Origin of the sequence: Enterobacter sp. Res13-Sevr-PEC09-46 (genome assembly GCF_015672585.1) — a bacterium.
Lineage (GTDB): Bacteria > Pseudomonadota > Gammaproteobacteria > Enterobacterales > Enterobacteriaceae > Enterobacter > Enterobacter hormaechei_C.
Map to the genome: position 1 here is coordinate 572,221 of NZ_JADABR010000005.1, position 12,304 is coordinate 584,524.

13 protein-coding genes are annotated in these 12,304 nt (G+C 57.3%); 11 read left to right on the forward strand and 2 right to left on the reverse strand.

The window, feature by feature from the left end:
• Positions 1–5 precede the first annotated feature (5 nt).
• Positions 6–275, reverse strand: a complete 270-nt coding sequence (locus IMQ56_RS03975; protein ID WP_006809455.1) for a GrxA family glutaredoxin — start codon at positions 273–275, stop codon at positions 6–8.
• A gap of 185 nt (positions 276–460) precedes the next feature.
• Between IMQ56_RS03975 and nfsA the strand changes: the two genes are divergently transcribed.
• The 11 genes from nfsA (at position 461) to IMQ56_RS04030 (ending at position 11,420) form a co-directional block, all read left to right on the forward strand.
• Positions 461–1,183 (forward strand): nitroreductase NfsA, encoded by a 723-nt coding sequence (gene nfsA, locus IMQ56_RS03980; protein ID WP_015571015.1) that lies wholly within the window; start codon positions 461–463, stop codon positions 1,181–1,183.
• Between the two features lie 64 nt (positions 1,184–1,247).
• The gene (gene rimK, locus IMQ56_RS03985) at positions 1,248–2,150 is read left to right on the forward strand and encodes a 30S ribosomal protein S6--L-glutamate ligase (protein WP_017693733.1); all 903 of its coding nucleotides are present in this window, start codon (positions 1,248–1,250) and stop codon (positions 2,148–2,150) included.
• A gap of 63 nt (positions 2,151–2,213) precedes the next feature.
• The gene (locus IMQ56_RS03990) at positions 2,214–2,690 is read left to right on the forward strand and encodes a YbjN domain-containing protein (protein ID WP_003858385.1); all 477 of its coding nucleotides are present in this window, start codon (positions 2,214–2,216) and stop codon (positions 2,688–2,690) included.
• Positions 2,691–3,040: 350 nt separating this feature from the next.
• Positions 3,041–4,153, forward strand: coding sequence for a spermidine/putrescine ABC transporter substrate-binding protein PotF (potF, locus tag IMQ56_RS03995; protein WP_015571013.1), 1,113 nt, complete (start codon positions 3,041–3,043; stop codon positions 4,151–4,153).
• 143 nt (positions 4,154–4,296) lie between these two features.
• Positions 4,297–5,430 (forward strand): putrescine ABC transporter ATP-binding subunit PotG, encoded by a 1,134-nt coding sequence (potG, locus tag IMQ56_RS04000; RefSeq protein ID WP_017384876.1) that lies wholly within the window; start codon positions 4,297–4,299, stop codon positions 5,428–5,430.
• Between the two features lie 9 nt (positions 5,431–5,439).
• The gene (gene potH, locus IMQ56_RS04005) at positions 5,440–6,393 is read left to right on the forward strand and encodes a putrescine ABC transporter permease PotH (protein WP_017384875.1); all 954 of its coding nucleotides are present in this window, start codon (positions 5,440–5,442) and stop codon (positions 6,391–6,393) included.
• On the forward strand, positions 6,390–7,235 hold the full coding sequence (gene potI, locus IMQ56_RS04010) for a putrescine ABC transporter permease PotI (RefSeq protein WP_003858378.1): 846 nt from the start codon (positions 6,390–6,392) through the stop codon (positions 7,233–7,235). Before potH ends, potI begins: the two co-directional genes overlap by 4 nt.
• Before the next feature lie 42 nt (positions 7,236–7,277).
• Positions 7,278–7,775: a YbjO family protein gene (locus IMQ56_RS04015; RefSeq protein WP_085929694.1), complete on the forward strand. Its 498-nt coding sequence runs from the start codon at positions 7,278–7,280 to the stop codon at positions 7,773–7,775.
• Positions 7,776–7,815: 40 nt separating this feature from the next.
• Positions 7,816–8,946: a 23S rRNA (uracil(747)-C(5))-methyltransferase RlmC gene (gene rlmC, locus IMQ56_RS04020; RefSeq protein WP_110870882.1), complete on the forward strand. Its 1,131-nt coding sequence runs from the start codon at positions 7,816–7,818 to the stop codon at positions 8,944–8,946.
• Positions 8,947–9,259: 313 nt separating this feature from the next.
• The gene (locus tag IMQ56_RS04025) at positions 9,260–9,967 is read left to right on the forward strand and encodes a response regulator transcription factor (protein WP_022650690.1); all 708 of its coding nucleotides are present in this window, start codon (positions 9,260–9,262) and stop codon (positions 9,965–9,967) included.
• Complete coding sequence (locus IMQ56_RS04030; protein WP_196063706.1) at positions 9,951–11,420, forward strand: HAMP domain-containing sensor histidine kinase; 1,470 nt, start codon at positions 9,951–9,953, stop codon at positions 11,418–11,420. Before IMQ56_RS04025 ends, IMQ56_RS04030 begins: the two co-directional genes overlap by 17 nt.
• Positions 11,421–11,496: 76 nt before the next feature.
• On the opposite strand, the gene artJ is transcribed toward IMQ56_RS04030, so the two are convergent.
• Positions 11,497–12,228 (reverse strand): arginine ABC transporter substrate-binding protein ArtJ, encoded by a 732-nt coding sequence (artJ, locus tag IMQ56_RS04035; protein WP_015571008.1) that lies wholly within the window; start codon positions 12,226–12,228, stop codon positions 11,497–11,499.
• Positions 12,229–12,304: the final 76 nt, after the last annotated feature.

Genomic DNA, 12,304 nt, shown 5'->3' on the forward strand with positions numbered 1-12,304 from the left:
TCGCATTACTGAGCCGCAAACAGGCCCAGGTGTTCTTTGGCGTAGGCCTCAAAATCGGTGCAGCCGCCGATGTGTTTCTGATCGAGGAAGATCTGCGGCACGGTTTCAACCGGTTTACCCACGGTTTTTTCCAGATCGGCTTTAGTGATGCCTTCCGCGTGGATATCCACGTAACGGAAGTTGAAATCATCACGTTCTTCAGTCAGTTTCTCTGCCAGCTCTTTCGCGCGTACACAGTAAGGGCATCCTGGACGACCAAAAATTACTGCAAACATTTCTCTCTCCTCAAAAAACAAGCCTGACGGCGAATGGCGCCTATAGTGCACGATAACCTGCCGTCATGGAAAGAAGGTTTCACCTGTCACTTTGATACAGTCAGGCTATGTTTCGCCAATTACATCAGGTGGATCATTGCCTATACTGGCTGCCATACGTTTTACGCAACACAAAGAGAGACAAAATGACGCCAACCATTGACCTGCTTCGTTCCCACCGTTCCATTCGCCATTTCACCGATGAGCCGATTACCCAGGCGCAGCGGGAAGCGATCATCGACAGCGCAAGAGGCACCTCCAGCTCCAGCTTTTTGCAGTGCAGCTCCATTATCCGCATCACCGATCCGGCGATGCGTGAGCAGCTGGTAACGCTGACGGGCGGACAAAAGCACGTTGCCCAGGCGGCTGAGTTCTGGGTGTTCTGCGCCGATTTTAACCGTCATCTGCAAATCTGCCCCGAGGCCGAGCTGGGGCTGGCGGAACAGCTGCTGCTGGGCGTGGTGGATACGGCGCTGATGGCGCAAAACGCGTTCACGGCGGCGGAATCGCTGGGGCTTGGCGGCGTCTATATTGGCGGGCTGCGTAACAACATCGAAAGCGTGACGGAACTGCTGAAGCTGCCGAAACACGTGCTGCCGCTGTTTGGTCTGTGCCTCGGCTGGCCGGCAGATAACCCGGATCTGAAGCCGCGCATTCCTGCTGCGATGCTGGTGCATGAAAACCACTACCAGCCGGTCGACCAGGACGTTCTGCATCAATACGATGAAGAGCTGGCGAACTACTATCTGACGCGCGACAGCAACAACCGCCGCGACACCTGGAGCGACCATATTCGTCGCACCATCATTAAGGAGAACCGCCCGTTCATTCTCGATTACCTGCACAAACAGGGCTGGGCAACGCGGTAGTCCATTCCTCCTGCGCCTCGTGTATGATAGGCAGGCTTTTACCATGTCTTTAGAGAGGTGCAGGGTGAAAATTGCCATATTGTCCCGGGATGGAACGCTCTATTCATGTAAACGCCTGCGAGAAGCGGCGGCGAAACGCGGACATCAGATTGAAATCCTCGATCCGATGTCCTGCTATATGAACATCGACCCTGCGGCGTCGTCGATTCATTACAAAGGCCGCAAACTCCCGCATTTTGATGCGGTAATTCCCCGCATTGGCTCCCAGATAACCTATTACGGCACGGCTGCGCTGCGCCAGTTTGAAATGCTGGGAAGCTATCCGCTCAACGAGTCCGTGGCGATCTCCCGCGCCCGCGATAAGCTGCGCTCGCTGCAACTGCTGGCGCGCCAGGGGATCGATCTGCCCGTCACCGGGATTGCCCACTCCCCGGACGACACCAGCGATTTAATCGACATGGTGGGCGGTGCGCCGCTGGTTATTAAGCTGGTGGAAGGTACGCAGGGTATTGGGGTGGTACTGGCGGAGACGCGTCAGGCGGCGGAAAGCGTGATCGACGCGTTTCGCGGTCTGAATGCCCATATTCTGGTGCAGGAGTATATTAAAGAGGCCAACGGGTGCGACATCCGCTGCTTTGTGGTGGGCGATGAGGTGGTGGCCGCCATAGAGCGGCAGGCAAAAGAGGGCGACTTCCGCTCTAACCTGCACCGCGGCGGTATCGCGCGGGTGGCCCTTATTAGCGAGCGCGAGCGCGAGATTGCGGTGAAAGCAGCGCAGACGCTGGGCCTGGACGTGGCGGGGGTCGATCTGCTGCGTGCCGGGCGCGGGCCGCTGGTGATGGAAGTCAACGCCTCGCCGGGGCTGGAAGGGGTGGAAAAAACCACAGGCGTCGATATTGCAGGTAAAATGATCGCATGGATTGAACGCCATGCGACGCCGGGATTTTGCCTGAAAACGGGCGGTTAAATGGATCGGCGCGCACTTTTTGCGTAATCTGGACAACGTTTTTATTTAAGAGGCTGCACAGCGATGGATTTACAGGTCGTACCTACACTGGATACGTTACGTCAATGGCTCGATGATGCCGGTATTACTTTCTTCGAATGCGACTCCTGCCAGGCGCTGCATCTGCCTCACATGCAAAATTTCGATGGCATTTTCGATGCCAAAATCGATCTGATTAACGACGTGATCCTGTTCTCGGCGCTGGCTGAAGTAAAGCCTTCTGCGCTGCTGGCGCTGGCGTCTGATCTGTCAGCGATCAACGCCAGTTCTTTGACGGTGAAAGCGTTTCTCGACATACAGGATGATAATCTGCCAAAGCTGGTGGTTTGCCAGTCTTTATTCTCCGGCGCGGGGCTCTCCTTCAAGCAGTTCGCCTGGTTTATGCGCCTGAGCGAAGAGCAAATTTCCATGGTAATGATGGAAGCCAACGCACATCACCTGCTGTATAGCGCGGAAGATGATGCCGAGAATAATGATGCATCTCCCAATTTTCTCCACTAAGCCTGTCTGACTTTTGCGCAGTCGCTGCCAGAGCGGCTGCATAACACCGTTTTTTCTGCTGCTTTTAACCTTTCTTTAAAGAGTTTTTCACCTCCTCTCCGGCCGTTTCGGCTTATCACGTAGACATAATCTGCATAAAAAATTGATAAAAGGCGTTTTTTCGTCTGGGCTATAGCCGGAGACACGGGCTACAGTTATTCTTGCGGTGCTTAAAAAAGCGAGCGGAACCTGCCGGGAAGAGGGGGGTATTTTATTTCGGGCAGAGCGACAAACTATGCATGATTATTGCATATCTTCAGGCTGCACAGTTTTGGTTCGTTTGTTAACGAACTTTCAGAAGGAATAACAATATGATCGCCTTGAATAAAAAATGGTTATCGGGTCTGGTTGCGGGTGCTCTGATGGCCGTCTCTGCCGGCACGCTCGCTGCGGAACAAAAAACGCTGCACGTCTATAACTGGTCTGACTATATTGCGCCGGACACCGTCGCGAATTTTGAAAAAGAGACCGGCATTAAGGTTGTCTACGACGTATTCGATTCCAACGAAGTGCTGGAAGGCAAACTGATGGCGGGCAGCACCGGTTTCGATCTGGTGGTGCCGTCGGCAAGCTTCCTGGAGCGTCAGCTGACCGCCGGTGTCTTCCAGCCGCTGGACAAGAGCAAATTACCGAACTGGAAAAACCTCGATCCGGACGTGCTGAAGCTGGTGGCGAAGCACGATCCGGAGAATAAATACGCGATGCCTTACCTGTGGGCGACCACCGGTATTGGCTATAACGTGGATAAAGTCAAAGCGGCGCTGGGCCCGGACGTCAAGCTGGACAGCTGGGACGTGGTGCTGAAGCCGGAAAACCTCGAGAAGCTGAAAAGCTGCGGCGTCTCTTTCCTCGATGCGCCGGAAGAGATTTTCGCCACCGTGCTTAACTATCTCGGCAAAGATCCTAACAGCAGCAAGGCCGACGACTACACCGGTCCGGCAACCGACCTGCTCCTGAAGCTGCGTCCGAATATTCGCTACTTCCACTCCTCTCAGTACATCAACGACCTGGCTAACGGGGATATCTGCGTGGCCATCGGCTGGGCGGGCGATGTCTGGCAGGCGGCGAACCGCGCGAAAGAGGCCAAAAACGGCGTAAATGTTTCCTACTTCATTCCGAAGGAGGGGGCGCTGGCGTTCTTCGACGTCTTCGCGATGCCGGCTGATGCGAAAAATAAAGAGGAAGCGTATCAATTCCTCAACTACCTGATGCGTCCGGAGGTGATTGCCCACATCAGCGACCATGTCTACTACGCCAACGGTAACAAGGCCTCCGTGCCGCTGGTGAGCGAAGAAATCCGCAATAATCCGGCGATCTATCCGCCAGCCGATGTGTTTGCCAAGCTCTTCACCCTGAAAGTGCAGGAACCGAAAATTGACCGTGTGCGTACCCGCGCGTGGACCAAGGTGAAAAGCGGTAAGTAACGGCGTTTGATATCGTTGCCCGGTGGCGCTGTCGCTTACCGGGCCGACAGATCCCGTAGGCCGGGCAAGCGTTAGCGCCGCCCGGCGATGCGCACCCTGACGGTGCGTTTGCACCAGTGTTGATCTATGCCGGAGAGCACCCCGTGAATGACGCTATCCCCCGCCCGCAGGCGAAAGTCCGTAAAGCGCTGACCCCGCTTCTTGAAATTCGTAACCTCACCAAATCCTTCGACGGCCAGCATGCCGTGGACGATGTCAGCCTGACGATCTACAAAGGTGAAATTTTTGCTTTGCTCGGCGCCTCGGGCTGCGGCAAATCGACACTGCTGCGTATGCTGGCAGGCTTTGAACAGCCCACCGCCGGGCAGATCGTGCTGGATGGGGTAGACCTCTCCAGCGTGCCGCCGTACCAGCGGCCCATAAACATGATGTTCCAGTCCTATGCCCTGTTCCCGCACATGACCGTCGAGCAGAACATCGCCTTCGGCCTGAAGCAGGACAAACTGCCGAAAGCCGAAATCACCGCGCGCGTGGCGGAGATGCTGAGCCTGGTGCATATGCAGGAGTTTGCGAAGCGTAAGCCGCATCAGCTTTCCGGCGGCCAGCGTCAGCGCGTGGCGCTGGCAAGAAGTCTGGCGAAGCGTCCAAAATTATTACTCCTCGACGAGCCGATGGGCGCGCTGGACAAAAAGCTGCGCGACCGGATGCAGCTGGAAGTGGTGGATATCCTCGAGCGCGTAGGGGTGACCTGCGTGATGGTGACCCACGACCAGGAAGAGGCGATGACCATGGCCGGGCGCATTGCGATCATGAATCGCGGTAAGTTCGTGCAGATCGGCGAGCCGGAAGAGATTTACGAACACCCGACAACCCGCTACAGCGCGGAGTTCATCGGCTCGGTGAACGTCTTCGAAGGGCTGCTGAAGGAACGCCAGGAAGACGGTCTGGTGATTGAATCGCCGGGGCTGGTGCACCCGCTGAAGGTTGATTCTGATAACTCCGTGGTGGACAACGTGCCGGTTTACGTTGCCCTGCGCCCGGAAAAAATCATGCTTTGCGATGAGCCACCCGCCGATGGCTATAACTTTGCCGTGGGCGAAGTGGTGCACATTGCCTATCTCGGCGATCTGTCGATTTACCATGTGCGCCTGAAAAGCGGCCAGATGCTCAGCGCCCAGTTACAGAACGAACACCGGTATCGCAAGGGACAGCCAACCTGGGGCGACGAAGTGCGCCTCTGCTGGGATGCGGACAGTTGCGTAGTCCTGACGGTATAAGGAGCGGTCATGAGCACACTTGAACCTCCAGCCCGCGTCAAAAAACCGGGCGGTTTCGCGCTCTGGCTGGCGCGCATGCAGATGGCGCATGGCCGCAAGCTGGTCATCGCCATGCCCTATATCTGGCTGATCCTGCTGTTTCTGCTGCCGTTCCTGATCGTCTTTAAGATCAGCCTGGCGGAGATGGCGCGGGCGATCCCACCGTATACCGATCTGTGGGAGTGGGCCGACGGCCAGCTGACGCTGACCGTAAACCTCGGTAATTTCCTGCAACTGACCGACGATCCGCTCTATTTCGAAGCCTATTTGCAGTCGTTACAGGTTGCGGCTATTTCTACGATTTGCTGCTTGTTGATGGGCTACCCGCTGGCGTGGGCAGTGGCGCATAGCAAGCCGTCGACGCGAAATATTTTACTGCTGTTGGTCATTTTACCGTCGTGGACGTCGTTCCTGATCCGCGTGTACGCGTGGATGGGGATCCTGAAGAATAACGGCATACTGAATAACTTCCTGCTGTGGCTTGGGGTGATCGACCAGCCGCTGACGATCCTGCACACCAACCTTGCGGTGTATATCGGGATTGTCTATGCCTATCTGCCGTTTATGGTGCTGCCGATCTATACGGCGCTGACGCGTATTGATTACTCGCTGGTGGAAGCCTCGCTGGATCTCGGCGCACGCCCGTTGAAGACTTTCTTCAGCGTCATTGTGCCGCTCACCAAAGGCGGGATCATCGCCGGATCGATGCTGGTGTTTATCCCGGCGGTCGGGGAGTTTGTGATCCCGGAACTGCTCGGCGGCCCGGACAGCATCATGATTGGCCGCGTGCTGTGGCAGGAGTTCTTCAATAACCGCGACTGGCCGGTGGCCTCGGCGGTGGCGATCGTCATGTTACTGCTGCTGATCGTGCCGATCATGTGGTTCCACAAACATCAGCAGAAACAGATGGGAGACCACGGATGAACAACTTACCGGTAGTACGCTCCCCGTGGCGAATTGCGATCCTGATTATCGGCTTTACCTTCCTGTATGCGCCGATGCTGATGCTGGTGATCTACTCGTTCAACAGCTCTAAGCTGGTCACCGTCTGGGCGGGCTGGTCGACGCGCTGGTACAGCGAGCTGTTCCACGATGATGCGATGATGAGCGCGGTGGGGCTGAGCCTGACCATTGCTGCGCTGGCGGCGACGATGGCCTGCGTGCTGGGCACGATTGCCGCGCTGGTGATGGTGCGCTTTGGCCGTTTCCGCGGGGCGAATGGTTTCGCGTTTATGATCACCGCCCCGCTGGTTATGCCGGACGTCATCACCGGCCTGTCGCTACTGCTGCTGTTTGTCGCGCTGGCGCACGCCATCGGCTGGCCAGCGGATCGCGGGATGCTCACCATCTGGCTGGCACATGTCACCTTCTGTACGGCGTATGTGGCGGTGGTGATCTCCTCGCGGCTGCGCGAGCTGGATCGCTCCATTGAAGAGGCGGCGATGGATCTCGGCGCAACGCCGCTGAAGGTCTTTTTCATCATCACGCTGCCGATGATTATGCCGGCGGTGATCTCCGGCTGGCTGCTGGCGTTCACGCTCTCGCTCGACGATCTGGTTATCGCCAGCTTTGTGTCGGGGCCGGGCGCGACGACGCTGCCGATGCTGGTCTTCTCCAGCGTGCGGATGGGGGTGAATCCGGAGATCAACGCCCTGGCGTCCATCATCCTTGGCGTGGTCGGAATTGTCGGATTTATCGCCTGGTATTTGATGGCGCGCGCGGAAAAACAGCGTGTGCGCGATATCCAGCGTGCAAGACGCGGCTGAAGGAATTACTATTTCCAGTGATGTGCCGCGTATGACGCGGCACTGTTTTTCAGGGAAGTAAAAACATTGGGATTCTTACAAAAAACACGTCATTCGCACGCTCGTCCGAACGTCCCTGCACTGGTGCAGGTGGCGGCGCTCGCCATTATTATGATCCGCTGCCTGGATGTGCTGATGATAATGAACACGCTGGGTCCGCGCGGAATGGGGGAATTTATTCACCGCAGCGCGCAGACGTGGAATCTGACGCTGGTGTTTCTCAGCAGCCTGATGCTGGTGTTTATTGAGATCTACTGTGCGTTCTCGCTGGTGAAAGGACGTAACTGGGCGCGCTGGGTGTATCTGCTTACGCAGATCACCGCCGCAGGCTACCTGTGGGCCGCCTCGCTGGGCTATGGCTATCCGGAGCTGTTCAGCATACCCGGTGAGTCGCGACGCGAGATTTTCCATTCACTGGTGATGCAAAAACTGCCGGATATGCTGGTGCTCTGCCTGCTTTATCTCCCGGCTTCCAGTCGGCGGTTTTTCCGCCTGCAATAATGTGTATAATCGCAGCCCTCGTGTTTCTTAAGGTTTTCATATGCAGTGCGCACTCTATGACGCCGGACGCTGCCGCTCCTGTCAGTGGATAGAACAGCCGGTCTCTCAACAACTCACCGCCAAAATGGCCGACCTGCAACAGCTGCTGACAGCACACGCGGTGGGCGAGTGGTGCGCACCCGTCAGTGGCCCGGAACAGGGCTTTCGCAATAAAGCCAAAATGGTGGTCAGCGGCAGCGTTGAAAAGCCGCTGCTGGGGATGCTGCACCGCGACGGCACCCCGGAAGATTTAACCGACTGCCCGCTATATCCCGCCTCGTTTGAGCCGGTGTTTAGCGCGCTGAAACCGTTTATCGCCCGGGCGGGGTTAACGCCCTATAACGTTGCCCGCAGGCGCGGCGAGCTGAAATACCTTTTGCTGACCGAAAGCCAGATCGACGGCGGGATGATGCTGCGCTTTGTGCTGCGTTCGGAAAACAAGCTGGAGCAGCTGCGCGCGGCGCTTCCGGGGTTGCAGGAACAGCTTCCGCAGATTAAGGTTATCACCGCAAATATTCAGCCGGTGCATATGGCGATCATGGAAGGGGAGAAAGAGATCTTCTTCACCGAACAGCATGCGCTGGCGGAGAGCTTCAACGGCGTGCCGCTGTGGATCCGTCCGCAAAGCTTCTTCCAGACTAACCCCACCGTCGCCAGCGCGCTGTACGCCACCGCGCGCGACTGGGTGCGTGCGTTACAGGTTCATCACATGTGGGATCTGTTCTGCGGCGTCGGCGGCTTTGGCCTGCACTGTGCCACGCCAGACATGCAGCTCACCGGCATTGAGATCTCCGCCGAAGCGATTGCCTGCGCGAAGCAGTCCGCCGCGGAGCTGGGGTTAACGAATCTGCATTTCCAGGCGCTGGACTCCACGCAGTTCGCGACCGGGCAGGGCAACGTGCCGGAGCTGGTGCTGGTGAACCCGCCGCGCCGGGGTATCGGCCAGGCGCTCTGCGACTACCTGAGCCAGATGGCGCCGGAGTACATTGTCTACTCCAGCTGTAACGCGCAGACCATGGCGAAGGATATCGCCAGCCTGCCGGGCTACCGCATTGCGCGCGTTCAGCTTTTCGATATGTTCCCCCATACCGCCCATTATGAAGTGTTGACGTTGTTGGTGAAAACGCGCTAATCCTCAACATCGCCCGGTGGCGCTGCGCTTACCGGGCCTACGATCCGGAGTAGGCCGGGTAAGGCGTAGCCGCCACCCGGCTTTGTTTGCTCAACCCAGTAATGCGACTCCCGTCTCTGTTTTAAGCCAGCGTGGCGCTTTCAACTGGTCGGCAAAATAGCCTGTCAGCTCACGTTGTTAACCAAAGCGCAGGCCGGGTAAGGCGAAGCCGCCACCCGGCATAAACCCCGCACAATGTTCAACAAAATGTGAACTCTTCCCCCGCTCGAAATCAGGTAAGCTTACGTCATAACAAATAATTGAAGGCTTACCCATGAAGCAGATCCTGCTGGTAGAAGACGACCACGATATCGCGGCACTCCTGCGTCTTAATCTGGAAGATGAAGGCTACGCCATTACCCACGAGCCCGACGGGGGCAACGCCTTACAGCGTCTTGAAACACAGCCGTGGGACGCGGTCATCCTCGATCTGATGCTGCCGAATGTTGATGGTCTGGAGATTTGCCGCCGTATCCGCCAGATGACCCGCTACCTGCCCATTATCATCATTAGCGCCCGCAGCAGTGAAACTGACCGTATTACCGGCCTGGAAACCGGGGCGGATGATTATCTGGCAAAACCTTTCTCGGTGCAGGAGCTGATTGCCCGCATTAAGGCGCTGTTTCGCCGTCAGCAGGCGATGGGCCAGGCGCAGACGGACGGCATTATTCAGGCGCACGGACTGACTATCGATCCGCTGGCGCGCACCGTGCGCCTTAACGGCCAACACGTCGATCTCACCCCGCGCGAATTTGAACTGCTCTATTTCTTTGCCCGCCATCCCGGAGAGGTCTTTTCGCGGCTGGCACTGCTGGAGCAGGTATGGGGGTATCAGCACGAAGGCTACGAACACACCGTCAATACCCACATTAACCGCCTGCGCATTAAAATAGAGAAAGATGCCGCCGAGCCGGAGATCGTTCGCACCGTCTGGGGCAAAGGCTACAAATTTGCGGAGCAGAATCATGATGCGTCGCTTTAGCCTGAGCCAGCGCCTGACGCTGCTGTTTACGGCGTTACTGCTGCTCTGCGCCACCGTCGCCTGTGCGGTGCAGCTCTACAGTAGCATGCAGTACGGCAATGCGATGGTGCAGCGGCTCTCCGGCGGGCTGGCGCAGCAGATTGTGCAGCGGGAAGCGATTCTGGATACGCAGGGCAGGGTGGATCGCAGCGCCTTAAAACCGCTGTTCGACCGGCTGATGACCTTTAATCCGAGCGTCGAGCTGTATGTTGTCTCGCCAGATGGCGATATCCTGGCCGATGCCGCCCCGCCAGGGCACATTCAGCGGCAAAAAATTGACCTCGTGCCGATACAGAATTTCCTCAGCGGGACGGTGATGCCGGTGTTTGGCGACGATCCCCGAAGCCAGAATAAGAAAGTCTTCAGCGCCACCCCGCTGCGGCAGGACGGTGAGCTGAAGGGGTATCTGTACATTATTTTGCAGGGGGAGGAGTCCAACGCGCTGGCGGAGATGGCCTGGCACAAAGCGCTCTGGAGTACGGCGCTGTGGTCGATGCTGCTGGTGGCACTGTTTGGTCTGCTGGCGGGGTTGCTGCTCTGGTACTGGGTGATGCGCCCGGTTAAAGAGCTCACGCTGGACGTGGCCGGGCTGGAGCAGGACAGCATCAGCGCGATTAAGCAGCTGGCGGCCCAGCCACTTGAGCCTGCCGGCCAGGATGAAGTGGCGACCCTGCGCAATACCTTTATCGAGCTGGCGCGCAAAATCACCTCTCAGTGGGATCGGCTGGCCGACAGCGACCGCCAGCGCCGGGAGTTTATCGCCAACATTTCGCACGACTTACGCACCCCGCTGACGTCGCTGCTGGGTTATCTGGAAACGCTGTCGCTGAAATCCGCAACGCTGTCGCCGCAGGAGCATCAGCAGTACCTCGCTACCGCGCTGCGTCAGGGGCAAAAGGTACGCCATCTGTCGCAGCAGCTGTTCGAGCTGGCGCGTCTTGAGCACGGCGGCATCAAGCCCCAGCGCGAGCGTTTTGCCATGGCTGAACTGATTTCCGACGTGGCGCAAAAGTTTGAACTCGCTGCCCGCACGCGTGAGTTAAATCTGCACATTGACGTCCCGGGTCCGCTGCCGCAGGTGTTGGCCGATGTTTCCATGATTGAACGGGTGGTGACGAATCTGCTGGATAATGCGATACGCCATACCCCAGCAGGTGGAGACATTCGTCTGGCGGTGTGGCAGGAGAACGACCGGTTACAGGTTGAAGTGGCCGACAGCGGAACGGGTGTTGATGCCGCATTACGGGACGATCTGTTCCAGCGTCCGTCAGCGTTAAATCCACAGGCCTCGCGGGAGCACCGGGGCGGGTTAGGGCTGTTAATCGTGAAAAGAATGCTGGAGCTGCACGGCGGGGGGATCAGGCTGATGGAGTCCGTGAGCGGGGCACGGTTCAGGTTCTTTGTGCCGCTTTAAGAAATTGCCGGGTGGCGGCTTCGCCTTACCCGGCCTACAGACCACCCCCGTAGGCCAGGTCACCCGGCAAAAAAGGTTATTGCGGGAACCACTGCTCGCTGATTTTCTGGTATGTGCCGTCAGCTTTGATCGCTTTCAGCGCGCCGTTCAGTTTCTCAAGCAGAGCCTTGTTATCCGGACGCACGGCAATACCGAGGCCAGTGCCGAAATACTGCGGATCGGTCACTTTCTCCGTCGCTGTACCCAGCTGCGGGTTGGTTTTCAGCCACTCATTCACGACCGCGGTGTCGCCAAATACGCCATCAATACGGCCATTTTTCAGGTCGATAATGGCGTTCTGGTAGCTGTCGTAGGCCACGGTTTTCACTTCAGGATGCTTGTCCTGGAGGTATTTCTGGTGCGTGGTGCCGTTCTCCATGCCGATGCGCTTGCCTTTCAGCTCGTCGAAAGATTTATAAGCCCCTTTCTTCGCAATCACCACCGCAGAGTTCGCGTAGTACGGGTCGGTGAACGCGACCTGCTTGCTGCGCTCTGGCGTGATGTCCATGCCGGAGATCACCGCGTCGTACTTTTTAAATTTCAGGGACGGGATCAGGCTGTCAAATGCGTGGTTAGTAAAGGTGCAGTCGGCCTGCATCTGCTTGCACAGCGCTTTCGCCAGGTCGATGTCGAAGCCGACGATCTGGTTGCTGGCATCCAGCGATTCAAACGGCGGATAGGTGGCAGAAACGCCGAAATTGATTTTATCGGCGGCGGATGCGCCAGCGGCGAAGGTTGCGAGTAATGCGGCCAGAACTAACTTTTTCATTGTAATGCTCCCGTCTGTCAATCTTGTCATTATGCGCCGTGTCTGCGGCATGGATGTACAATGCCACTCAATGAAT